The organism is Bacillus sp. FSL K6-1000, assembly GCF_038630785.1.
In the GTDB taxonomy this organism is placed as follows: domain Bacteria; phylum Bacillota; class Bacilli; order Bacillales; family Bacillaceae; genus Bacillus; species Bacillus safensis.
The window spans coordinates 3103167-3127108 of record NZ_CP152042.1; the positions used below are offsets into that span (position 1 = coordinate 3103167).

22 protein-coding genes are annotated in these 23942 nt (G+C 43.6%); 2 read left to right on the forward strand and 20 right to left on the reverse strand.

Annotated elements, in window-relative coordinates; genetic code table 11:
- Positions 1-6 precede the first annotated feature (6 nt).
- The 9 genes from MHI46_RS16220 to MHI46_RS16260 form a co-directional block, all read right to left on the reverse strand.
- A complete protein-coding gene (locus tag MHI46_RS16220; RefSeq protein WP_342503264.1) occupies positions 7-1029 on the reverse strand; it encodes a polysaccharide pyruvyl transferase family protein in 1023 nt (340 codons plus the stop codon).
- Positions 1030-1040: 11 nt separating this feature from the next.
- On the reverse strand, positions 1041-2063 hold the full coding sequence (locus MHI46_RS16225; RefSeq protein WP_059376648.1) for a glycosyltransferase: 1023 nt from the start codon (positions 2061-2063) through the stop codon (positions 1041-1043).
- Positions 2064-2090: 27 nt separating this feature from the next.
- Positions 2091-3194, reverse strand: coding sequence for an EpsG family protein (locus MHI46_RS16230; RefSeq protein WP_059376647.1), 1104 nt, complete (start codon positions 3192-3194; stop codon positions 2091-2093).
- Positions 3195-3208: 14 nt separating this feature from the next.
- Positions 3209-4339, reverse strand: coding sequence for a glycosyltransferase family 1 protein (locus tag MHI46_RS16235; RefSeq protein WP_342502950.1), 1131 nt, complete (start codon positions 4337-4339; stop codon positions 3209-3211).
- Positions 4332-5171, reverse strand: coding sequence for a glycosyltransferase (locus MHI46_RS16240; protein WP_260774873.1), 840 nt, complete (start codon positions 5169-5171; stop codon positions 4332-4334). Before MHI46_RS16240 ends, MHI46_RS16235 begins: the two co-directional genes overlap by 8 nt.
- Positions 5164-6312: a glycosyltransferase family 4 protein gene (locus MHI46_RS16245; protein ID WP_260774874.1), complete on the reverse strand. Its 1149-nt coding sequence runs from the start codon at positions 6310-6312 to the stop codon at positions 5164-5166. The genes MHI46_RS16240 and MHI46_RS16245 overlap by 8 nt, the downstream gene beginning before the upstream one ends.
- Positions 6278-8152, reverse strand: a complete 1875-nt coding sequence (locus MHI46_RS16250; protein WP_039181574.1) for a nucleoside-diphosphate sugar epimerase/dehydratase — start codon at positions 8150-8152, stop codon at positions 6278-6280. Before MHI46_RS16250 ends, MHI46_RS16245 begins: the two co-directional genes overlap by 35 nt.
- A 165-nt stretch (positions 8153-8317) precedes the next feature.
- Positions 8318-9001 (reverse strand): CpsD/CapB family tyrosine-protein kinase, encoded by a 684-nt coding sequence (locus tag MHI46_RS16255; RefSeq protein ID WP_024423527.1) that lies wholly within the window; start codon positions 8999-9001, stop codon positions 8318-8320.
- The gene (locus tag MHI46_RS16260) at positions 8991-9722 is read right to left on the reverse strand and encodes a Wzz/FepE/Etk N-terminal domain-containing protein (protein WP_024423528.1); all 732 of its coding nucleotides are present in this window, start codon (positions 9720-9722) and stop codon (positions 8991-8993) included. The genes MHI46_RS16255 and MHI46_RS16260 overlap by 11 nt, the downstream gene beginning before the upstream one ends.
- A 257-nt stretch (positions 9723-9979) precedes the next feature.
- Here MHI46_RS16260 and MHI46_RS16265 point away from each other — a divergent pair, with 257 nt between their 5' ends.
- Entirely contained in the window at positions 9980-10450 is a 471-nt protein-coding gene (locus MHI46_RS16265) for a helix-turn-helix domain-containing protein (RefSeq protein WP_058837587.1), read from the forward strand.
- 86 nt (positions 10451-10536) lie between these two features.
- On the opposite strand, the gene MHI46_RS16270 is transcribed toward MHI46_RS16265, so the two are convergent.
- From MHI46_RS16270 to MHI46_RS16285, 4 genes are all read right to left on the reverse strand, one after another.
- Positions 10537-10761, reverse strand: a complete 225-nt coding sequence (locus tag MHI46_RS16270) for a phage holin (RefSeq protein ID WP_024423530.1) — start codon at positions 10759-10761, stop codon at positions 10537-10539.
- A gap of 144 nt (positions 10762-10905) precedes the next feature.
- Positions 10906-11802 carry an iron-hydroxamate ABC transporter substrate-binding protein gene (locus MHI46_RS16275; RefSeq protein ID WP_342502951.1) on the reverse strand — a complete coding sequence of 299 codons (897 nt, stop codon included), beginning with the start codon at positions 11800-11802 and terminating at the stop codon, positions 10906-10908.
- A 20-nt stretch (positions 11803-11822) separates the two neighbouring features.
- The gene (locus MHI46_RS16280; RefSeq protein WP_064498011.1) at positions 11823-12824 is read right to left on the reverse strand and encodes an iron ABC transporter permease; all 1002 of its coding nucleotides are present in this window, start codon (positions 12822-12824) and stop codon (positions 11823-11825) included.
- The gene (locus MHI46_RS16285; RefSeq protein WP_151039875.1) at positions 12821-13849 is read right to left on the reverse strand and encodes an iron ABC transporter permease; all 1029 of its coding nucleotides are present in this window, start codon (positions 13847-13849) and stop codon (positions 12821-12823) included. Before MHI46_RS16285 ends, MHI46_RS16280 begins: the two co-directional genes overlap by 4 nt.
- Positions 13850-14172: 323 nt before the next feature.
- Here MHI46_RS16285 and MHI46_RS16290 point away from each other — a divergent pair, with 323 nt between their 5' ends.
- Positions 14173-15582, forward strand: a complete 1410-nt coding sequence (locus MHI46_RS16290; protein ID WP_126682328.1) for a polysaccharide deacetylase family protein — start codon at positions 14173-14175, stop codon at positions 15580-15582.
- A 15-nt stretch (positions 15583-15597) separates the two neighbouring features.
- Here the strand turns inward: MHI46_RS16290 and abc-f are convergent, their stop codons facing one another.
- The 7 genes from abc-f to MHI46_RS16325 all read right to left on the reverse strand — a co-directional run bounded on the left by abc-f (position 15598) and on the right by MHI46_RS16325 (position 23804).
- Entirely contained in the window at positions 15598-17157 is a 1560-nt protein-coding gene (gene abc-f, locus MHI46_RS16295) for an ABC-F type ribosomal protection protein (RefSeq protein ID WP_222120541.1), read from the reverse strand.
- A 332-nt stretch (positions 17158-17489) separates the two neighbouring features.
- Positions 17490-18260, reverse strand: coding sequence for a dipeptide/oligopeptide/nickel ABC transporter ATP-binding protein (locus tag MHI46_RS16300; RefSeq protein ID WP_144467951.1), 771 nt, complete (start codon positions 18258-18260; stop codon positions 17490-17492).
- Complete coding sequence (locus MHI46_RS16305) at positions 18254-19072, reverse strand: ABC transporter ATP-binding protein (RefSeq protein WP_342502952.1); 819 nt, start codon at positions 19070-19072, stop codon at positions 18254-18256. The genes MHI46_RS16300 and MHI46_RS16305 overlap by 7 nt, the downstream gene beginning before the upstream one ends.
- Positions 19035-19922 carry a nickel/cobalt ABC transporter permease gene (gene opp1C, locus MHI46_RS16310; protein WP_126682331.1) on the reverse strand — a complete coding sequence of 296 codons (888 nt, stop codon included), beginning with the start codon at positions 19920-19922 and terminating at the stop codon, positions 19035-19037. The genes MHI46_RS16305 and opp1C overlap by 38 nt, the downstream gene beginning before the upstream one ends.
- Positions 19923-19927: 5 nt before the next feature.
- A complete protein-coding gene (opp1B, locus tag MHI46_RS16315; RefSeq protein WP_058837582.1) occupies positions 19928-20857 on the reverse strand; it encodes a nickel/cobalt ABC transporter permease in 930 nt (309 codons plus the stop codon).
- Positions 20858-20871: 14 nt separating this feature from the next.
- Positions 20872-22515 (reverse strand): nickel ABC transporter substrate-binding protein, encoded by a 1644-nt coding sequence (gene nikA, locus MHI46_RS16320; protein ID WP_058837581.1) that lies wholly within the window; start codon positions 22513-22515, stop codon positions 20872-20874.
- 119 nt (positions 22516-22634) lie between these two features.
- Positions 22635-23804 carry a macrolide family glycosyltransferase gene (locus tag MHI46_RS16325; RefSeq protein ID WP_251181301.1) on the reverse strand — a complete coding sequence of 390 codons (1170 nt, stop codon included), beginning with the start codon at positions 23802-23804 and terminating at the stop codon, positions 22635-22637.
- Between the last annotated feature and the right edge of the window lie 138 nt (positions 23805-23942).

Genomic DNA, 23942 nt, shown 5'->3' on the forward strand with positions numbered 1-23942 from the left:
GAGCCCTCATCCAGCTTCCTCTCCCTTTTGACCGCTTGTTTTCATCAGCTGATGAACGGCCTCTTTCACAGCGGCCTCATTTGGTTCTTTTAAAAGGGTCATAAACGGAAGGTGAGCCACCCACTCAAATCCCTCCATCACCTTATGATCAAACGATCTAAGGACAACACACGGTGTATGAGTGATCGCACAAAAGATCATGCCATGCAGACGATCTGTCACGACGACCTGCGTTTGTTTTAACTCCGTCCACAAAGACGTTAACTCCTCCAAGCGAGTTGTTCGATCGACCCGTCTGCCAATTGTCGTTGTGATCAAACCGACTTGATCATATGTCTCTTGGATATACTGCTGCAGCTGCTGGCGCTCCTCCTTTGTGAGATATGCTTCTTGATCCTCACGCAGACAAAGCAGAACCCCTTCACGTGTTTCATCCTTTGATGATTCGTCTAATGACAGCACCATATCAGGCTGTTTCCACACATCTTGATCAGGAAAATGCTGCTTCATCCATTCATAGGTTGTTTGATCTCTTGCCATGAGGAGCAGTCTTGGGTGCTGCTTATACGTGTGTATGGCGCGGCGCTCCTCCCTTTTCCCTTCCTTTGTTTCTGTAAAATGAGCAGTAGCAGGCAGCTGGATCATAGGATAGGACTTGAAGGTCTTGATGATAAATTGTCTCGTCCATTCTTCGTATCGGTATAAATCACCCATATTGCCCCCACCGATCATACAGACGATGTCTTCTGGGTGCCGGCTGCGCTTTAGCGGACGAGCGAGGCGATAGATCTCTTTCATGTCCACTTCTATGATGTCATAGGCTGGAAAGTGTTTCTTTAAAAAACAATAACTCGCATAGGCAATCGCATGATCCCCCAAATTATCATGTCCCGGCAGCAGCGTGAGAATGATTTTCTTCTGATGACTCAGCTCTGGCAGTCTTTTGCGGCTCAGTCTATACTCAAGCGGATATTTGACCTTTAAGAGCAGCCACTCTGCGGCGTTTGCCTTCAATTGCTGCAATGTCAATCCCATCACCCCTATTTCCTTGTCTGATATTCGATCCATTTTTGATAGCTAGAAGCCGCAGCAGAAAGCGGATAAATCAATCGGCACTTAGCAAGAAATAAAATCATACGCTTTCGAACTGTGAGCTTCGATGGTTCCACTTGTTTAACGGCATGCTGGAAAGCATCGTGTGTCACCATTTCCCGCATGTGATCAAGCTTTTCCTGAATAGAGAGGTCATTTTGGCTCTTCCATTCGTTGAGCATACAATGAAGCGTATGATTGACGATAAAAAAGTCTAATGCTTTCTCATACAGAGAGATGTCATCATGCTCTTTTAAAAACGAGCGCTGTGCATGATAATAGGTCAGTCCATGATGAAAATACTGCTTCTGATATCGCTGCACAATAGATGACAGATGAACCCTGTAGTAATAAAGGGGCTCATGAACAAAAGCGATGCTGCGTGATAAAGAAAAACAGCGCAGCGTCACATATTGATCTTCAATGTTCTCAAGCTCCCCCCGCAGCGGAAATCGAATGTGATGTTCTTCCATAAAGGCACGCCGATACAGCTTATTCCATGAGAATCCAGTCAAGTCTCCGTGTAATAACGCTTTGATTAAATCCGTTTTTTCGGCTGACCGCTTCTCTAACAGCGTTGTTGGTATCGTTCGCTTTGACTGTTCAAATTGAATCCAATATTCACTCACAACAAGATCTGCCCCGGTCATTTCGGCTTTTTCGTACATGGCTTCACAGTAATGAGGAGCGAGAATATCATCTGAATCCACAAAGGCGAGGTACGTCCCTTTCGCTTCCTCGATGCCCCGGTTTCTCACAGCGCCTAACCCTTGATTGGATTGATGGATTACCCGGAAACGCTCATCACGCTCAGCAAATGCTTCAAGCCATTCACCGCTGCGGTCGGTCGATCCATCATTGATAAGAATGACTTCTATATCGGAAAAGCTTTGATCTGCAATTGATTGAAGACATTGCTCCACATATTGACTCGTATTGTAAACTGCGACCAATAGACTGATAGCTGGCATTACAGCATGCCCCACCTTTCTTCAAATCTATTTATTAAATATCGTTCTATACGGCAAAACCGAAGAATCGAACGGCATCAGCATGATGCTGTACAGAATATAGCAAACAGCAATCCCTACATACATAAACACATTAGACCGCTGATCAAAAATGCGTGTGAAATATGGCAGTAAAATGAGCTGATACAAGCCAAAGTAAATATGAAATCTTGCATAAATGACATCTTTCGTTGCAAGGATGCCAAACAAGAAACCAAGCAAACAAAAATTCACAACGTAATCACTCTCAGGTGTCAGCTCACGAAGTCGTTTTCGATAAAAGAAAGCGAGCAGAAGCGGCAAAATCAAGACACCGATTTTTGTCACATTCATTCCATTCGTATTCGTTGTGAGCCATTCCTCGTAATGACCATATGAACTTCCTTGCAGCATCACGACAAACACTGAGACAAAACGGTCATAAAGCGCGGTTAAGCCTAAGAAAATCAGGCATAAGAACAGCATCATCCAAGACCAAGCCTTTGTCCTCACAATAAAATACACAGGAATCATGATGAGAGCCGATGAATGAAACAATGAACATACAAGGACGAGAGGAAAATACAATTTCCACTGACCATTGATCACCAACCGGATGGCATAAAAAAGAATCGCTGCCACCATATACTGACGCATGCCATTAAATGACGCATAATAATGAAAGGTCCCAAGAAAAAGCAGCATACTGAGCTCAAATGGACGGCCATATTGAATAAGCGTCTTGATAATAAAAAAATAAGTAATGGCTCCGACTGAGATATACATGATTTGCGGATCATGAGTCAGTTGATTAAGCATCCATAAAATAAACGTAAACCCTGGATCCGTTGCGGCTTTATCCACACCGAATCCAAATATATGCCAAGGCTTTTCATAGTTAATGGAGAACTCATACATCTGTCCATATGTGACAAAATCGGTTCCTACTTTATACCGAATACCAGACACGATACAAAGAAACAAAAACGGAAAAAACACAAGAAGCTTGTTAGGCCGCCATCCGCTTTGAATGGTATCATCACGTCTGCCGTAAAATGCGGCAAAGCTCGACCATAAATAGACCATGATCATGTTCACCAAATAAACCGCCATCTGCCATTCCTTCCTTACAGTCCATATAGATTCATCACACGTGTAATATTCTGTTTCACATCAAATCCTCTTTGTTCAAGCTGTGAGGTAATGGTCTCTTGAAGAGGAGGTTCTGCATGATATGCTTCAAGCACCGCCTTCATCCATTCATGCGCGGAATCTCGCAGCGACATCCTTTTCACAAGCCCGCAGCCTAAATCTACTTCCTCTGTAATATGATCTGAAATCACACAAGGCAGCCCAGATGCCTGTGCTTCCACTAATACAAGCGGAAGACCTTCAAACAAGGAAGGCATCACAAAAACATCAAATGCTTTCATATACTGTGGAACGTCTGATACGACGCCTGTAAAGACAATGTCCTCCATCAGGCCTGCCTTCTCCGCATACGATTCGACTACTTGCTTCAGCGGTCCATCTCCTACGAGGACAAGCTGAAATGAAACGCCTTGCTTCTTTAAGGTCTGGGCCAGCTCCATAAAAAAAACATGATTTTTTTGCTCATGGAACCGCCCAATATGACCGATGATCATGTTTTTTTCGCGAAGATAGAGCTGCTTTTTGATCTCCGCCTTTTCGTCTGGATCAGGCTGAAAAAAAAGGGATAAATCAATCCCATTTGGCAGCACCTCAACTTGCCCGTTCTGCATTTTTTTCTGTCCAAATAAAAAGACTCCGGCATCCTCGCCGCATGCAACAAGCTGTGTAGAGAATGCAAAGATCAGCTGGCGAAACCCTTTGAGCATCATATGATCCAGCCAGTTTGGCGACTGCTTCCACGCTGTATTATGCGAATGGCAAATGCGCACCTTCACACCCGCTAGTTTTGCAGCAAGTGCGGAGAAGCCTGTCTGAAAATCCGTATGTGCATGCACGGCCTGATAGGGTCCTGCTTGCCTAATTGTCTTTGTCAATGTTTTCACAAAAGCAACCGGAGAGGACGCCCCAATACTCGGGACATAAAAGATGCGTCCCCCAAGCTCGCGAATTTCCTCATCATAATCACAGACGTCCTGCCGGTGGGTAATGAAATCAAATTGAAGGACATTCCTGTCGAGTGCACGATAAATGTTCATAATCATCGTTTCAGCTCCGCCGCGGTTCATCCCGCCCACAATATGAAGCACGCGCTTTGGCTCACTCATCCCGAACAGCCCTCCTCTTCAGCATAGACGACGCCAGCTTCCGGCGATGATAAAGCTTCATGACCTTCGGTGACAAGCAGGCACGGACCACCGGTTTTAGAGCAAATAAATAGTCAAGCGGCGATAGCTTTAATAGCCAGCATGCTTTCAAAACGAGCCAGGCATTATCCATCGAATATCGAAACTTTCGCCGCTGAAAGGCTGCTTCATCCTCTCTCACAAGATATAACGGCTCTTGTAAATTAAAGCCTTTCCTCCCAGCAGCAAAAAAGCGGATCCAAAGATCGATATCTTCCATCCGCCTTGTTGTTTTCACAGAGCGATATCCATTTAAAGCTTTGTAAGCAGAAGCCCTCATCATAATGGTCCCATGACAAAAAGGAGTCCCTCTTGCCATCACCTTCCGATCAGGCTCTGAAACAAGTGCCCGTACACCCTTTGTTCCCGTTTCATCAAAAACCGTCATCGCCGTACCGACCACATCGTATTCAGGATATGTATCGAGGAAATGAACCTGTTTTTCTAAACGAACAGGCACCGATAGATCATCGCCATCCTGCCTTGCAATCAACTCTCCCCTCGCTTCAGCCAGACAGCGATTGAGACTGGCAGCGAGCCTTTGATTTTGTTGATTACGGATCAGGCGAATTCTTTCAGGATCTCGTTTTGTATAAGACAGCACCTTCTCATAAGTGCCATCTGTTGATGCGTCATCACATATGATGAGCTCCCAGTTTTCATATGTTTGATGAAGAATGGATTCAATACTTTCTTCTACTGTCTCTTGGCAATTGTAGACACCCATGATAATAGACACCTTTGGTTTACGCATGCTGTATCACCTTCTCTGCTTGATCCATATAAATTGTATAAATTTCTTCCATTGCACTGACCGTCTGCTCCTGTGCAAATGCATAAGCGATAGATCGTCCCGCTTTTCCCATGAGGGGCAGCTGATCCTTTTTGTCATAGAGCTGCTGCAAGTAATCAGCTAAACCATTCACATCCTGCGGTTTAACTAAAAATCCATTGACGCCATGTTTGACAAGCTCACAATGCCCTCTATTCTCCGTTGCAATCACGGGTTTTTCTGCCGACATCGCCTCAAGCAAATTCATGCCGAGCCCTTCTCTCAAGCTGGTGGAAACACACACATCGCTCAAATGCATCCATTCCTCCATTTGTTTGCAAAACCCAGCAAAGTGAACATGCTTTTCAAGCTGGAGCTGGTGAGTAAGCTTTTCATAGTTTGGCCTCATTGTCCCTTCCCCGGCAAACACGATCTTTATATTTGGTATTTTCCTAGACAGTTGTGCACATGCTTTGATGAGCATTCCTTGATTTTTATTCATGTTTAATTCGCCAGCACACAGCACGATAAAATCTTCCGCAGAAAAACCGTAGGCTGCGCGAAGACGCTGCTTCTCTTTTTCATCGACTGGTGCGAACCGTTTCATATCCACACCCATACCAGGAACATAATAAACAGATGTCCGCTCTTTTGATAGACGGTCTGCTCTTTTAAAATCCTCCCCATTAATGGTGATCAGTGCGTCTGTATAGCGGGCAAGAAATCTCTCAATTGGATAATAGAGCAGCCAGTTTTGAAGCGGCGCCCCCTGCCAAAAGTGAAAGCCATGTGCCGTGTAAAGAACCTTCGTTCCTTTTTTGCGCGCGCCTTTGGCTGCAAGCCTGCCAATGACACTTCCCATTGGTGTGTGGCAATGGATGAAATCATAGTGCTCTTTCGTTAACAGCTTCTTCAGTTCTACATACGCAAGCCGGTTGCGGACATGAAAAGGAGAGCGCTGAATTGGAATCGAGTGAGCTTGATTCACATAGGGCAGCTCAAGCTGGCCATTTGCCGCTGTATGCACTTCCCATCCTTTTTCCTGAAACCACCGGAAATATGGAAGATGAAAGGCCTTAAAGTGATAATCAACCGTTGCGCAAAACAAGACTTTTTTCTTCATTGGCAAGCGGCTCCTCCTCTCGTTTCATTTGTTCGGACAACATATCATGCGACTCAATGGCCGCAAATAATGCTTGTCTCATTTGCTCTTCACTCATCATGTCAAATTCATGGATAAAGCGGTTCAGCACATATGGGTCACCATCCAGCGCATGGCCGATATGAATTTTCGGGAAGATTTGTTCCTGTGCTTTTTCATGCTGGTTCAGTAGTTCTTCGTACATTTTCTCCCCAGGACGAATGCCTGTGAAAGTGATCGGAATCTGGTCTGTGGTGTAGCCTGAGAGGTGAATGAGGTTTTCTGCGAGGTCTACGATTTTCACTGGCTCCCCCATATCTAAAACAAAAATCTGTCTTCCTTCTGCCAGTGCACCTGCCTGAATCACAAGCCTTGATGCTTCTGGGATGGTCATAAAATATCTTGTCATGGCTGGGTGCGTGACTGTCACCGGCCCGCCTTGCTCGATTTGTTTCTTAAAAATAGGGATGACGCTCCCTCTGCTTCCAAGTACATTTCCAAATCGAACGGCGACAAATTTTGTTTCGCTGCTTGCCCCCATTTGCATAATCAGCATTTCAGCAAACCGCTTAGTGGCTCCCATCACATTGGCAGGGTTGACTGCTTTGTCAGATGAGATGAGGACGAATGTTTCAATGCCGTGCTCATGTGCGGCTTCCGCGACATTTTTTGTGCCGATAATATTGTTTTTCACAGCTTCTTTCGGACTGATCTCCATGAGTGGAACATGCTTATGTGCCGCAGCATGATAAATCATATCCGGTTGAAACTGACCAACGATTTCACTCATTTTCTGTTTATCTTGAATATCCGCAATTTGTGGATAGAGTCTGATGCTGTCTCCATATAATTCTTTCAGCTCTAGTAAAATAGAATGAATGCTAAATTCTCCATGTCCCACAAGTACAATCGCTTGAGGAGCAAACACACAAATTTGACGGCAGATTTCTGACCCAATTGATCCGCCTGCCCCTGTGACCATGATCGTTTTTCCTTTTAAATGAGCAGATAGACGGCTCGTATCTAATTGAATCGGTTCTCTCCCTAGTAAATCCTCTGGCTGTACATCCCGTAATTGATTCAGCGCATGGGTTCCTTTTAAAATCTGCTCCATTTCCGGCATGATCTGTGTTTTGACTCCAGTCGCTACACATTCCTTATACAGCCCTTTTAAGGTGTGGCTGCTTTTAGATGGAATGGCAATGATGATCTTCTGAATATCCATCATCACGACAGCTGTTTGAATTTGTTCTTTTCCTCCTATGACAGGCAGACCCATAATTTCAAGCCTATGTTTCGTCTTGTCATCATCGATGAAGGCGACTGGCTCAATATGTACATCACTCGATTGCTGTAGCTGACGAACGAGCATGGTCCCCGCTGATCCGGCGCCAATGATTAATGCCCGCTCCTTTTCTGCCTGAAGCCGCTTTGCTCCGTCATGAAATAGCCTGGAAGCCATCCGAGAGGCACCGATGAATAAGATATGAAAAAGCCACACGATGAATAAAAACCGAAATGGCCATGTCTGCACGAAAAGGTACAGCATCGTCATCGAAAATAAAAAAGAACACACAAAGGTCTTCATTAAAGAAAATAACTCTCTTACTCCTGTATAAGCCCATACTTGCTTGTACACATGAAATATGCAGGCAAATAGATGGTGCCCAATGAGCAGACTGAGTGAAGAAATGGCGAGCATTTCAAATGTATAAACGGTTAAAGCCGCCTCTTGGACAAATTGAAAACCAAAAAAGACGGCAACTAAGATGAGATATGAATCTAGTGCTACGATGATTGATAATCTTTGGGCGTAAGTCAACGCTCCTCCCCCTTTTTAAAGCATCACTATTCTTACGTAACATGGGCATCAAACCCGTCCTCACATCCCACTACTGATGACGAGCATCTAAGGCACCGGTTGTGCCCACAGCAGGATCGAGTGCCTCCATTGTTAAAGATTAGGAGACATCACCTATCAATCTTTTTAATACATGTACAGCCTGCCCTTTTTCTCTTTCTTGCCATTTAGCATAGCTCCAAGCAGTTTACTTGTTGTTCCCTCTAATACTTCTTTTGATTTCTTCACAGCAGCAATCTTTGTTTTGCCGCTTAAGACAACGAGAATGCTCCCATCCGTCCGGTTCGCCAAGATCTTTGCATCTGCAACTGGCAGAAGCGGCGTGGAATCAACAATCACCATGTCATATTGCTGTTCAATCTCATAAAATAGCTGCTTCATCACAGAAGAGGAGAGCAGCTCTGCTGGATTCGGCGGAATGGTTCCGCTCGGAAGCAGCTCTAAATGCTCAATCGGTGTAGGTAAAATAGCTTCTTCCAAGCTGCAATTATTTAATAGCACATTTGTCAAACCGGTGTGATGACTCAGGTCAAAATATTCATGAACGGCCGGCTTTCGCAAATCAGCGTCCATGAGCAGCACCCGCTTGTTCTGCTGTGCAAAAACAGCTGCTAAGTTTGCAGCCGTAAATGATTTCCCTTCCTTCGGCAAGGAGGAGGTCACTAATATCGATTTCAGCCTTGTTTGGATCGATGTGAATTCGATGTTTGTTCGGATCGTACGGAATTGTTCCGCAATGACAGAGTGAGGATTTAATACAGAAATACAGGATAAATCTCTCTTTTCTCTCTTCTTCCTCTTAAAGATCAATGTTCTGTCCTCCCGTTATGACGGACTGCTTGTCTTTTTTGGCCCTCCTGTCTGCCTGCATCTGATAGACACTGCCAAGGGACGGCAATCCGATCTCTTCTCTTATTTGATGTGTTCGTTTTACAGTATCATCGAGTAAATTCATTAAGAAAATGAGTGTCATTCCCCCTAATAAAGAGGCGCCTAGTGCCAGAACGATATGAACGAATTTTCTCGAATTCATCAGAATCGTGTTGGACAGCTTGGCTTCAGACAAAACATTAATGCGATCCATATTCATTGTTTTTTTGATTTCTTCTTGCAGCACCTCTGTTGCAGTATTCGCAATGGCGACTGCCTTCGCGCGATCCTCATCTTGTACAGAAATATTGATGACCTCAGACTCATTTTCTGTACTTGTGGCAATTTTGTGTTTTAGTCCTTCTGCTGATTCTGTGAGATGGAGTGTTTCTTTTACTTTTTCAATGACGATTGGGCTTTTTAATAAAACTTGAAAGGTACGTGTATATTGAAGGTTCATCTGAATATCGTTTAAATCTGCTTGTGCGTCATTGCTGCGTTTATGAACAAGAATTTGAGTGGTTGCCTGATATACAGGAGTCGAGACATAGAACTGATAATAGGCTGAAATGCCCGTTACGATCAGGACAATCAGGATCAGAAGGGCCATTTTCTCTTTAATGACAGAAAACAGCTGCTTAAAACCTATATTCTCATTCATAGATACCTCCCGATTTCATCATAAAAAGGTTATATATGGTTTCTTTTTGTTAATGATTGGATTATAAAAGATAATACCCGCAAAGAAAAATGTCATAATAGGTCTTATAGTTCTTTTTAAAGAACGAAATCGTTCGTTTTCTTTTGTTTACTTCCTGATTCTTACGTTTTTGAATTTTATAAAGAACAATTTATTTCTTATAATGAACGAAAAGGTCGCAGAACTATTCGCCGGGGAGAAGGGAGATCATTGATCGAATGATAGGCAAGGTGATACGCATTTACCGAAAGAGAAAAGGATACTCGATTCAGCAGCTGGCTGAGGATGCTCATGTCTCTAAGTCATATTTGAGCAAAATTGAGCGTGGTGTCCACAGGAATCCATCTGTCCAGTTCTTAAAAAAGGTATCCTCTTCATTAGAGATTGATTTACAAGAGCTGTTTGATGCAGAGACGATGATGTTTCATTACACTGAGGGTGATGAACACGAATGGCGGGAGCATATCGTCAATGCCGTCCAAGCCGGCATGCCTAAAGAAGAGCTCTATCAGCTGCTCCAAACGTACCGAAAGGAGCAGGAAGAAAAGTCAATACATGTCACCCATAGAAAGCTGACTGACTCAAATATTGCAGAGTGGAAGCGTCTAATGAGTGAAGCGAAGGCAATTGGCTTAAGCATTGAGGAAGTAAAAGCTTTCCTCAACAACATGGGAGAACGCCGGGCGTAAGCCTTTCAGGAAGAATGATTGCGGGGAGAGGCGTTTGACGCTTCGATGAAAAAGAGCCTTTGATTCATGAAAGGCTCTTTTTTCTCTTATTCTTCTTTTTTTGTTCGTGCTTTTTTCGTTATATCATTGTTTTTCCAATAGGCCCATAGTGATGTAATCCCCAGAAAGGCCAGCGTGATGAATTGCTGAACGCCTTCTTCATCAATAGGAATTGGGCTTTTTCCCGCAGCGGTTAGCGCACTGTTAACAAGCGCCAGTAAAAGCAGCACAAGCCTTGCAATGGTACCTGCACTAATTTTTTGAACCTCCAACTTTAACCCCTCCCTTTCCTCTTCTCACGGGCGGTATTGCTCGTTCTCTCTCATATGTATGCAGCGGCCGAATGAATAGAAGAACGAATCAAAAAAAGAGACATCATTCCTATATGCGGAATGATGCCTGATTTCATTTGCTATTTATTTAGAAAACATCTCTTTTGCTTCATCCAATGCCATTTTATTGCCTAAAGCTGAGTAATCGAGCCATGGCTGATCGGCAATCGGATAAACTTGGTTTTTCTTCACTGCTTTTAGACCCTTCCAAATTGGAGTCTTTTCTAATTGCTTGAATGCCTGCTGTGCTTTATCATCACGGTTGACGACAACAAAGATCGCATCAGCATCATAGTCAGGAAGAACCTCTTGAGAAATCACTTCAAATGGGCGCTTGCTGTCCAGCTTTTTCACACCATCGACAGGTGTCAGGCCTAAATCATCGTATAAAATAGGACCCATTGGGCGCTTCATGCTAAATACGCGAAGCTCCTTTGCTGTCACACGGATCGCCATGACTTTTCCGTTTCCAATCTTTTTCTTGATGAGCGATTTGACTTCTTTTGCTTCTTGATTGTAATTCTTAATATATTGGTCCGCTTCTTTTTCTTTATTGACGTGTTTGGCGATTTTTTTCAAATGATCCCGCCATGTGCCATCATTTAAATTAAACACTTCTGTTTTGGCGATCTTCTTATATTTCGATAAGTCTTGTCCGGCTAATTCTTCATCAACATAAATAACATCTGGTTGTAACGCAAGCAGTGATTCCATATCTGGATCAGCTGCAATGCCGAGTTTCTTCGTGTGACTCAGCTGCTTTTTCGCATGTGGAAGGAAATCTTTTAAGTCTCCTCCTACAACAGAGCCCGCTGGTTTGATACCGAGTGTTAACAAGTCATTCGTTAAATGAATGGACAAGGAAGCAATCTTTGGTGTTCCATTGGTCTTTTCATTTGTTGTATTCTTTGTTTCCTGTTGTCCGCAAGCGGCAAGCAGCAAGAAACAGAGCGTTAATCCAAACACTAGTAGTTTTTTCATGATGAGTTCCTCTTTCATGTTTATTTCGTTTTAGTTAATAAATAGAGAAAATACGGGGCACCGATAAAGGCCACGACCACACCCGCTGGTATGGCATTTGGAGCAAAGATGGACCGCCCGATTGTATCGGCACTGACCAAAATCAACAAGCCAAGCAGCGCACTCACTGGTAAAAAATACTGATGCAGTGACCCGACCAGCCGCCTGGCCAAATGCGGGGCGACGAGGCCAATAAAGCCAATACCGCCTGTCATCGAAACACTTGCACTCGCGAGGCCAACCGCTAAGGTCAGCAAGAGGAGGCGTTTACGCTGGACTCGCACACCTACACTTGAGGCGACAGCATCTCCTAATGTCAATGCATTGAGCGTGTTTGACTGCATCAGCGTAAGCGGCACAAGGCATACAATCCAAGGCAGAAGTGCCAGTACATGAATCCAGTCTCTCCCCCAGACATTGCCCACAAGCCATCTCGAAGCAAACGTGTATGTATCTTCATCCAGCTTCAATGACAAATATAAGGTGAGTGCACTAAATCCCGCAGCAACCGCAATGCCAACTAAGATCAGACGGATAGGAACAAGCCCTTCATGCCGGTCATATGCAAGAAGCACAATAACCGCTGCCGCAAGCAGTCCGCCGCCAAACGTAAAGAGCGGAATAAGAAGAGACGGATTGCCTTCAAGTGCATGAAAATATGTCACAAACACAATTAAGCCAAATGCTGCCCCTGCATTCAGTCCAATGATTCCAGGATCGGCCAGAGGGTTACGGGATAAGCTCTGCAAAATGCCGCCAGCAATGCCAAGACCAATACCAGCTAACATCGTCACCACGATTCGAGGCAGACGATAGTCAAACAGCACCGTTTCACTTTGGAAATCTCCAAAGCCAAATAACGTCTTGACGACCATGACAGGGCTGAGTTTCAGCGTACCGGTATTTAAACTATACAGAACAACAGCCGCACTCAGGCAAATCAAAGCGACTGTCACGGCAAGAGCACGCTGTTTCTCTCTCATGACAGGTTCCTCCCTTCTTTTCGGGCAATGTATAAGAAGAAAGGAACACCAACAAGTGCCACCATCACACCAATGGCAAGCTCTCTTGGCGGATTGACTGTACGGCTGGCAAGGTCTGCAAAGACAAGCAGCATTGCGCCTAATATCGCTGACATCGGAATAACGAAACGATAGTCTACACCAACAAGCTTTCGTGCAATATGCGGGATGACGAGACCGACAAACCCAATCGACCCGACTGCTGATACAGAAACCCCTGCTAATAACACAGCAGCGGTCATGCCTAGTATTCGCACTTGTCGGGTTTTCACCCCTAAATTCGCCGCTGTATCTTCACCGAGCGATAGTAAGGAAAGTGACCGGCCTAATAGCATTGCCCATACGATCACAATCAGAATGACCGGAGCAAGAATCATCAGCTGCGGCCATTTCACACCAGCTACCCCGCCTGCATACCAAAAAGCCAGATCCTGACTCAGATCAAAATAAATCGCGATCCCAGAGCTGAGTGCATGAAGCAATGCGGCGACAACCGCTCCTGCTACAGTGAGACGTAGCGGTGTCAATACGCCGCCAGCCGCCCCAATCGCAAAGATCAGCAGTGTACTGAGCACAGCACCAATAAAGGAAAAAAACATCAGTGCCGAATAAGGCATTCCTGGGAAAAAAGCAAAACAGAGAGCGACCACAAACATCGCACCGCCATTAATACCCAAAATCCCCGCATCTGCCAGTGGATTTCTTGTGATGCCCTGCATAAGAGCACCCGCTACGGCAAACGCCGCTCCCACTAGAGCTGCCCCTAAAACACGGGGAAGTCTTAATTCATGGATGATCTGCTGCTCTGTGACATTTGACTGATAGTCAAATACAGCTGTCCAAACCGTTTGCAGAGACAATGTTTTTGCACCGTATGACACAGCAAAAAACATGGCAGCCGCTAAACCAATAACGGCGAGAAAAAATATTAAAAAGAACAGAATATGTGATGATCGCTTTTGTTGAGGTTTTCGCTTATCCTGCAAAATCGGTGTCATCCTTTTCTTCATTAAAAGTCAGTTTGAAAATGAGAATCATAATCAACAAAATTATAGCCGCCAGCCTCTAAAAAATCAATGTACACCCTATTTTTTAATTAATGAAGGTATGTGCGGAGCAGCGAGATGAGAGGTTCTATTTTTCGCTTGGAACAATCTATCATTTTTTCTTATATTTTAATAGGAAAATAGTTGACATTTCGCATGCACATCCTCTAAAATTACAAAAGTGAGTCAAATATTATAAAAATATTACAAACAGATGTCAAAATAATAAAGAATGACCCGTCATGAGAGGAGATTTGAAAGTTGTGTCAGTAAAGGGAAAATGGAGTATCGTCCTATTTGCGCTTGCAGTCGTCATTGGAGCAGTTGCTTTCTTTCAAAATCAACAAGCAAGCGGTACAGAGAAGAAAAATGTAAAGCAAGATACGAACTATAAAAACGTGGAAATTGTCACTCTCGTAAATGACGGGAAATTTATGAGATATGCAGTCAACTATCCTCTTTTTCATCAAAAAGAGCTAGATGACAAGATTCAAAGCTATGCCAATTCAGCATTAGAGCATTTCAAAAAAACATTCAGCGAAGCAAAGGATATCGATGAACATAAACGCTATGAACTGAATATTGATTATGAAATGGTGCATTATGCAAAGCAGTCTGCTGCCATTCGCTTTACGACCTATACGTATACTGGCCAGCAAAATGGAACCACCAATCATCTCACGATTAACTTTGATTTTCAGAAAAAAACCTTTCTTGACACAAAAGATCTATTTCTGCCTAAAACCAATTATTTAAAGAAATTATCCTATATTACATATACGGAGCTTCGAAAGGATAAAACCTTATCTAAGGATCAGCCTCTCCTTCAGAAAGGAACAGCCCCTGATGCTCAAAACTTCAGTCAATTTGCCTTGAAAGACAAATATGTAGAATTTTATTTCCCTGCATCTCAAGTAGCCGCAGAGGATCTTGGTCCGCAAACACTCGCAATCAAAAAGACATTGCTGAAGGACATATTAAAGCCAGAATATATGGATAAAATCAAAAATAAAAATGAAATGAAAGAACCGAACCCAAAAAGAAAAGCCGTCAAGCTTCCGCAAAAATCAAAGCTTGACCCGAATAAAAAAGCCATCGCACTCACATTTGATGATGGACCGAATCCAGCGACAACCTCAAAAATTTTAGATGCGCTGAAGAAAAATAAAGGACATGCCACCTTTTTCGTCTTAGGCAGCAGGGTGCAGTATTATCCTGGAATGCTTGCCGACATTCTAAAAGGCGGGAATGAGATCGGAAACCATTCCTACAATCACCCTTTATTAACAAGACTGCCTTTAGAAGAAGCCGTGAAACAAGTGAAGGACACCCAGCAGCTGATTGAGAAAGCAAGCGGATATACACCTACGCACTTTAGACCGCCATATGGCGGTACAAATCAAGACATCAATGAGGCGATTGGGATGAAGGTCACTTTGTGGGATGTTGATCCTGAGGATTGGAAAATCCGCAACAGCCAGCAGATCACAAACCGCGTTCTCTCACATGCAGCAGATGGCAGAACAGTGTTAATGCACGATATTTATGAAAGCTCAGCTCAAGCAGCAGTAAAGATCATCCGTGAACTCACCAAACAAGGCTACCAGCTCGTCACAGTGAGTGAACTTGAACAATTAAAAAAAGAACGACATGAACAAACCCCTGTAAAGTAAACAGGGGTTTTTGTTTTATGACTCCAAAGACTTTTTTTGCTTCAATAATGCTTGAAATCTCTCTTCAAGCTCTTGCGACGGCTCAATACTTAAACGGCTGAGCACTTCAGACAGCTCCATATCAATTAACAGAAGCTCCTCATCTCTATTTGTCACAGCTGGTTTTTCTTCCTTTTGTTTATATGCTTCATATGTGCCATCAAATCCTTCAATACGTTCCTCATGAATATGGAAAATACGAGTGGCAACTTCCTCTATCAGCCTGCGATCGTGGGAAACAAACACAACGGTACCTGGATAATCCTTCAAGAGACCTTCAAGTGCTTCAACTGCGGCCAGATCTAAAAAGTTCGTCGGTTCATCCAGCATGAGAACATTGGCATCACTGACGAGTAAGGACGCAAGCATCGTTTTCACCCGTTCTCCCCCGCTTAATACGCCAACAGGCTTATGCACATCATCCCCTCTAAATCCTAGTCTCGCCAAAACCGTTCGAACCACTGTCTCTTCTTGAACCGCCTCTTTCAGCGCATTTTGTAAAATCGATTCATCTACCTTCAGTCCTGAAAGATCCTGACGGAAGTACGCTAGCTTGACGGCCTCTGAACGAGTAACTCCGGGATATCCATTCACTAACATACGGAGAAATGTCGTTTTGCCGCTCCCGTTCTTTCCGATAATAGCAACCTTGTCTCCGCCCCTCACTTCCACATTCGCCTGCTTCCAAAGCACTTTATCGCCCGCCTTGCCATCTACATTTTCCACGCGCAAAATGGTACGGCTAGCTACTTCCTTCATCGTATGCTGAGTCATTTGGATCGGCTGAATGTCCTTTACCTTCTCAACCTTTTCTAATTTCTCCATCCTGGTTTCAATGGATTTGGCTGTTTTTTGCAGCTTTTTTTGCTTATTTGCATAGTAGGGCTTTGCAATTTTAGGTCCTGAGGATTTCACCTTTTGGGATGGCTTTGTCGCTTTGTCCGCCTTTTTCTTTTTCTTTTCCAGGGCATGCTCTAATTGTTTTTTCTTTTGTGTATAGGCTTCGTATGCTTCCACCTGCTGACGATGTGCCAGCTCTTTTTGCTGTGCAAAATGTGTGTAGTTGCCTTTGTAATGATGAAGCTTCCCATGATCCAGCTCCCAAATCTCCGTACATATTGCATCTAAAAAAGCACGATCATGTGAAACAACAATGAGAGCTCCCTGATAATGAAGCAGCTTATCTTCCAGCCACTCAATATGCTCTGTATCCAAATGAGTTGTCGGTTCATCTGCTAATAAAAGGGCTGACGGCCGGCTTAATGCTCTTTCAATATAAGTCTGGGTCATTTCACCGCCACTCTGTCTGCCATCTCCTTGTTTCAATTGTGGAAGCAGGGTACAAGTCGCAGTGGCGGCCACCGTGCCGCTGTCTGGTGTTTCCTGCCCAGCCAACACATGCAATAAAGTCGTTTTGCCGCTGCCATTTGTCCCTACAAGACCAATGCGCTCATCTTGATGGATGGCTAGTTCCTCAATATCAAATAACAAGCGATCTTTTCGAAATACCTTTAACTGATTGGCTTTTAATAACATCCAATCCTCTCCTTTCGTATCAGGAGACATGAAAAAGCCTCCCATTCTCAGAATAGGAGGCAAAATGGTGTACAAAAATAAGCGGATTGATTCAGTATGGTGTGTTGTTCCTATTTGAACACACACATCCCACGTATCAATCACCTCATTCTTTGATTCCCAAGCTGTACCATCCTATTCCGAAGCTAAAAAATGAAAACGCAGCAAACATGGCAAACCGATCGTTTGCTCACTGCCTTCGTTCATTCATTTTGCTTACAGGTCATAGGATTAGTACTTCATTGCATTGGGTCACCCTTCCGTCGTTTGTTACGTATACGATAAAAGATTGGTTATTTTTTGTCAAGCTGAAAAGGCATAAGTGAGTCGATTAACTGGAGTGTAAATGGATGGGACACTTCAAACAATTCGTCCTTTTTGCATTCCTCCACTAGGCTTCCTTCATGTAAAAATAGAAGACGGTCACATAGATACACCGCTGCTTCTACATCATGGGTAATGAGAAGGATCGTCATGTCTAGCTCTTGTTTTAATGTCTCAAGCAACTCCAATATTTGTACTTGAACAGAAACATCCAGTGAACTCAGGACTTCATCTAGTATGAGAATGGATGGGTGCGTTGATATGGCTCGTGCGATGCACACTCGCTGAAGCTGACCGCCGCTTAGCTGATGAGCATATTGATTCAGTACAGACGAGGGCAGCCTGACTTGCTGAAGTAATGACAAAACTTTCTGATCCAGATTCTGATTCTGCTTTAACAAACGCATCGGTTCTACTACGATCTCTTTCACCGTAAAGGAGGGATGAACAGAAGATAGATAATCCTGAAAAACAACACTCATTTTCCCCCGATTCACCCTCCGCCACTTGTCAGCTGGCATGCCATCAATCTGTACCTCGCCTCTATCTATTTTTTCTAAACCGAGCAGGATACGTGCCAATGTACTTTTGCCACTGCCGCTCTCACCGACTAATCCGGCACATTGTCCTTTTTCAATTTGAAACGAAACGTTTGATATGCGGTCTTTTGGTTTCTTTTGATGTGAAAAAAGACCTTTCTTCTCACCGTGTTTGACTAGATTTATAGCTGTGATCAACATGGAAACGCCTCCGCTCTCTTCTGCTGCCGCAGTGCTTTAATAGGAGCAGATAATCGAAGCCTCGTCTCCAGTAAATGCTTTGTTTGGGGATGCTCGGGTGATGTGAACACTTCCTTGGCTGACCCATGCTCAAGCATCACTCCTTGGTGCATGACCATCAACTCATCGGCGATTGCCTGAACGACGCCTAAATCATGCGTTATAACGATCAAGGTGACACCGGTTTCTTCCTTTAGCCTGTGTAATTGTCTGATGACTTCACGCCGATTAAAGGCATCAAGCGATGCAGTTGGCTCATCTGCAATGATCACGTCAGGAGAAAGCATCAACGTGATGCCAATCATCACACGCTGAAGCATTCCTCCAGACAGTTCATACGGGTATTTTTTCATCAAATCATATGGATTTTTTAAATGAACACGTGCAAGCCCAGCCATAGCATGTGCTTTTGCTTCTTTCCCGCGTAAGCCCAAATGCTGCTGAAATGTTTCCAATATTTGATGACCAATCGTTTCGATGGGATTGAATGCATTCATAGCATCTTGTGAGATGAAACCTATTCGTTTCCCCCGCCATTGATGTGCTTCTTGATTTGTCAATGTTTTGCCGTCAAAAATGATCGTTCCTTCCACTTCTAGCGAAGGGGCGACAAGGTCAATTAACGCTTTTGCGACAGTTGATTTTCCACTGCCACTTTCTCCAATGACGGCTAAACAGCGTTGTTGGTGTAAAGAAAATGTGATATTCGTCACTATATTCTTTTGCTGCTGTGGATCATGTACGGACAGATTTTTTACGTCGATTAAAGGCAAATGGCCTCACCCCTTTCTTTCTTGCATGATGCATGGCAGGATTCGCGGCATGCTGAAGGCTGTCTCCTAAAAAGTTCAACGCCATGACCACAAACAAGATGGCAAGTCCAGGCGCAAGCATATGGGCAGGATGTGTCACCATGACATTCTTCGCCTCGTTGAGCATCATACCCCATTCTGGTGTAGGTGCACTCACACCTAACCCAAGAAAAGACAGTGCTGATATATTTAAGATTACCCAGCCCGCATCAAGTGTCGCAAAAACAGCAATTTCTCCTGAGATGCGAGGAAATAGATGTCTCCTCAATATGTAAAAGGGTGTGCCGCCAGACACCTTCGCAAACTGAACAGAAGGTTCATTCGCATATTGAAGGACAGATGAACGAATCATTCTTGTATACCAGGCCCATTTCGCTAGGACATTCGCCAAAATAATATTGAATAGTCCAGGTCCGAGGATTCCCACAACCGCAAGGATCATCACCTCTGCTGGAAAGGAAAGCATGACATCACACAGCCTCATCAAAACCCCATCCACCTTTCCTCGAAAGAATCCCGCCATGAGTCCAAGTACACTGCCAATGAGCATCGTGATACACATCGTCAGCATGGCCGCAAGCATTGTTGTCCGAATGCCATATAAAAGGCGAGACAATACACATCTCCCTAGATGATCCGTTCCTAGTGGATAAGTAAGACTGATACCGGCATATTTTTGAAGAATGTTCGTATTTGTTGGGTCATGTGGTGCTAACACTGGTGCAAACAGTCCAGCTAATGCGACAAGTACTAACAGCCAGATTGAAAGAATCGCCATACGGTCTTTTCTTAATTGATGCCACCCTATCATCGTTGTCAGACCTCCTTTCGCAACTGCGGATTCATGGTCATTTGGATCACATCAGCGATGAGATTGCACATAACAAACAGGAACCCCATCACAAACAAATAGGCTTGAATAATAGGGAAATCAGCATGGAAAATAGCTGTTACACACAACCGGCCAACCCCTGGCCAAGCAAAAAGGTTCTCAATAATAACAGTTCCTGCAATGAGCTTTGGAATAGACATGCCAAGTGCTGTCACCGCTAATTGCAGGGCATGCCTCATGACCTTCAGTTGAACGGTTCGTTCCTTTAAACCACGTGCTCTTGCGTAAAAAACAAAGGGCTCGTGCTGAAATTTTAGAATTTGATTGCGTATCAGTCTCACATAGGTCGATAAGTAGCCAAATGATAATGTGACAGCTGGAAGAAGAATCGATTTGAACCCTTCCATTCCACTCGTATTGACCCAATTGAATTTGACAGAAAAAAGCCAAATCAACAATATCCCCAGCCAAAAACTAGGCATTGAAGCGGCGATAAACACAAAGGCTCTCAAGATCCGGTCCACCCAGGAATGAGCAGCATATGCACAAATCACCCCGAACAACAAACTGAGCAATATGATCAAAAAGAGCGCTGCTCCTGCAAGCTGCAATGTAGCAGGCAGCGCCTCCATGATAAGATTAAAAACCGGCTCCTGTGTGACATAGCTCTTACCAAAATCACCTGTTAATCCATCTTTAAGCCATGTGGCATAGCGGATGAAAAACGGCTGGTCTAAACCTAACTCCTGACGCATCGATTCAATCATTTCTTCTGTTGGAGTGACTTGATTCACCCGCAAAGCGACCTCAGCTGGATCACTTGCCCGCATCGTCAGCAGGACAAAAGCAAAGAAGGTGATGAAGATCATAAGCGGAAAAAGCATCAGTATTCGTTTTAAGAGATAGCGAGTCATGTCTCTACCTCGTTTTATGACGCAAAATACATACGGTCAAATGGGATTTCATACTGAGACACATGAAAACCTACGCCTTTCAGGCGCTTATTATAAACGGCCTTTGTCACAGAATAAGAGATTGGGATGTAGACATTTTCATCATGGATATACGTCAATATTTCTTGATACATTTGTTTCCGCTTTTGCTCATCTGGTTCTACTAATACTTCCGTAATCGTCTCATCCAGCCACTTTTTCTTTTTCAGTCCTAATTGGGCTTGATAATCAGCATGGGATGCTACACGGAATGAAGAGACATAAGTTTGTGGATCATATGGGAGTCCCCAAGACAGCGAGTACATCAGATCGAACTTTCCTGTTTTTTGGCGATCTAAAAATGCCTGTTTTTCTTCTCCTCTAATATCCAGCTTGATCCCCACCTGCTTGAAATCTTGTTGAATTGATTCGCTGATCGTTCTTTCCCCTGCATTATCGGAATTATAGTAAATAGCCACACTCAGCAGTTTGCCATTTTGATAGCGATACCCGTCTTCTTTCATCCTCCAGCCTGCCTCATCCAATATTGCCTCTGCTTTCTTCTTTTGATAAGTTTTCTTTTTCAATGGAATATTTGCGTAAGGGACAGAAGGAGCAAGCAATGTGTGTGCCACCTTTTCCGTTCCATTTAAAATGCCTTCTGTGATCATGTCCTTTTGAATGGCGTATTGAAACGCTTCTCTTACTTTCGGATCTTTTGTGATTGGCTGGTTTGAATTAATGACTATCGATCTTGAACCAACAGGAGGACTCACGGTTACACCATATTGACCTGCTTCTTTTAAAGCCTGGAATGAGTCTCCATCGATCATGTCACCATCTGCTCCAAATAAAAGATCTATCTCTCCTTTTTGGAGCGCAAGTAAGATGGTCTGGTGATCCGGCATGACTTTCCATTTCACGGTTGAAATTTTCGGCTTTTTCCCCCAATAGTGGTCATTCATTTCAAAAACGGCATATTGATTTTTCTTATGTTCCTTTAGAACATAAGGACCTGTACCTGCATAGCTTTTGACTCCTTTTGCAGTCGTTCCATCAATGAAGCTTTTTGGAGAAATAAAACGGAAGGGGCGTGTTAAGCCCAGCTCTTCTAACGTAGGATAATAAGGCTCTTTCAACGTGAGAACAAATGTATCGTCATCTAACGCCTTTGTGGATTTGATTTCGGATACGAGATTAAGCCAAGCGTTCTTTTCAATATTTTTGACGACAGCATCAATATTCAATTTCACTGCCTTTGCATTAAAAGGCTCACCATCTGAAAAAGTCACACCTTTTCGAAGATGAAAGGTGTAGGTTTTTCCATCTTTTGAAATGTCCCAGCTTTTCGCTAAGGCAGGCTGAACGCCCTTCTCTGTATTGACGACAAGCGATTCAAACACCATATTTTGAGCAGCCATCTCTCCGCCGTATAGATGGGGATTGATGTCCCTGATATCTTTTGTACTTGCATACACGAGCTCATCTTCTTCTCTATCATTCATGCTGGAAGATGCTTTGTTTCCAGAGCATGAGGCCAATAAAAAACAAGCCATCACTGAAAACAGCATCAAGGTGTATGTCACATAGGGATGCTTTTTCTCATATTTCTTCTTTATGTAAACAGGTTGATCACTCATATGTATTTCCTCCAATTCAACATTATCGTAATCATTACGATTATTAATCGAAATGATTACGAATTGAATACTAGCATACAGAAATGGGAAATACAACATCTTTTCATAAAAAAACAGACTCATGATTGAGTCTGTTTCGCTTGTATAAATTGATCGATCACCCTTAATGCTTTTTCTGTTCCACCTGCTGCTTGGAAGCTTTCTTCAATTTTCTCAATCCCCGCCCGGTACGTATCACTGCCTAAAACCGTCTCAACGATTTCTCTTAGCTGCTTTGCCGTTAGGTGATCTTTATCAAGTTCACAGGCAGCAGATAATTCGGTCAGTCTTTGTGCCACCATCGGCTGATCTTTGTCGACTGGAATGACGACCATCGGAACGTGGTAATGAATACCTTCATTGACACTGTTCATTCCGCCGTGCGTTACAAACACATCTGTCAATTCGAGCACCTCAAGCTGCGGCACATAAGGCTCGATCAGAAAATGAGCAGGCGCCTCTTTTAAGAGAGAACGATCTACTTTTTCACCTGTTGCGATGATTACTTTTCCGTCAAAGTCTGCGAAGGCATCTATACACATATTAAAAAATGCTTCTGTATCCCCAAGAACGGTTCCCATGGAAATAAAAACGACTTTTTCTTGTTCAAGTGCTTCCAGCGGGAAATCATGCTGGTCGGCTCTTTTTAGAAAGCTCGGTCCAATGAAGACAAACGAATCGTTTAATGAATCAACAGACGGCTGGAAATATTCACTTGTATAGACGATATTCAGTTCTCCACGGTTTTTCATAAATTGCATCAAACGCGTTGGCTGAACGCCAAAACGCTCTTGTATTTTTTCTAACAGATGCTCGGCTTTCTCATCCTTCCTGTATAGCGGTGTATCAAAATGCGCCTCTTGTAGCACAAAAGATGGGTTGGACCCAATGCCCGGAATGCGCAAGTAATCTCGAACAAGCTCCCCTGCCCCAAACATATCGAAGTAGACCAAATCAAATGAATGCTTATCGGAAAGTGTTTCCACTACCTCTAAAATATCATATGATGTTTGCAGCATGGCATGAAAGAACGGCTGCATGGAATCTAAATCTCCTTCTTCCACATGTAATGTCCGAATATAGTCTGGATGTATATGTACGTGAGCGCCTAAGCGTTTGATTCGTTCCTCATAATGTACAGTTGTGACCGCATGCACTTCATCGCCTCGATCCGCCCATGCTTTGATCATTCCTAACATAGGGTTCACGTGTCCTTCAGCTGGAAACGTAATCAATAAAATCTTCGCCACAAGAAATTCCTCCTCATTGTCAATTCCCTTCCATGTTAATCATATACAGCAAGCCGGCTCAACAAATACGCCTGAAAAGGAAAGAAATGAGTCTTATGTCCAGTATTTCATGATAAAGTGGCAGGAAAAAAGACAAAG

Coding starts and splice junctions, on each gene's coding strand:
- abc-f (WP_222120541.1), bottom strand. CDS start 17,157: ATGTTATTAAAAGCCAATCAGTTAAAGGTATTTCGAAAAGATCGCTTG.
- MHI46_RS16225 (WP_059376648.1), bottom strand. CDS start 2,063: ATGCCAGCTATCAGTCTATTGGTCGCAGTTTACAATACGAGTCAATAT.
- MHI46_RS16230 (WP_059376647.1), bottom strand. CDS start 3,194: ATGGCGGTTTATTTGGTGAACATGATCATGGTCTATTTATGGTCGAGC.
- MHI46_RS16280 (WP_064498011.1), bottom strand. CDS start 12,824: ATGAGAGAGAAACAGCGTGCTCTTGCCGTGACAGTCGCTTTGATTTGC.
- MHI46_RS16235 (WP_342502950.1), bottom strand. CDS start 4,339: ATGAGTGAGCCAAAGCGCGTGCTTCATATTGTGGGCGGGATGAACCGC.
- MHI46_RS16260 (WP_024423528.1), bottom strand. CDS start 9,722: ATGAATGAGAATATAGGTTTTAAGCAGCTGTTTTCTGTCATTAAAGAG.
- nikA (WP_058837581.1), bottom strand. CDS start 22,515: ATGAGTGATCAACCTGTTTACATAAAGAAGAAATATGAGAAAAAGCAT.
- MHI46_RS16245 (WP_260774874.1), bottom strand. CDS start 6,312: ATGAAGAAAAAAGTCTTGTTTTGCGCAACGGTTGATTATCACTTTAAG.
- opp1C (WP_126682331.1), bottom strand. CDS start 19,922: ATGATAGGGTGGCATCAATTAAGAAAAGACCGTATGGCGATTCTTTCA.
- MHI46_RS16300 (WP_144467951.1), bottom strand. CDS start 18,260: ATGTTGATCACAGCTATAAATCTAGTCAAACACGGTGAGAAGAAAGGT.
- opp1B (WP_058837582.1), bottom strand. CDS start 20,857: ATGACTCGCTATCTCTTAAAACGAATACTGATGCTTTTTCCGCTTATG.
- MHI46_RS16265 (WP_058837587.1), top strand. CDS start 9,980: ATGATAGGCAAGGTGATACGCATTTACCGAAAGAGAAAAGGATACTCG.
- MHI46_RS16275 (WP_342502951.1), bottom strand. CDS start 11,802: ATGAAAAAACTACTAGTGTTTGGATTAACGCTCTGTTTCTTGCTGCTT.
- MHI46_RS16240 (WP_260774873.1), bottom strand. CDS start 5,171: ATGCGTAAACCAAAGGTGTCTATTATCATGGGTGTCTACAATTGCCAA.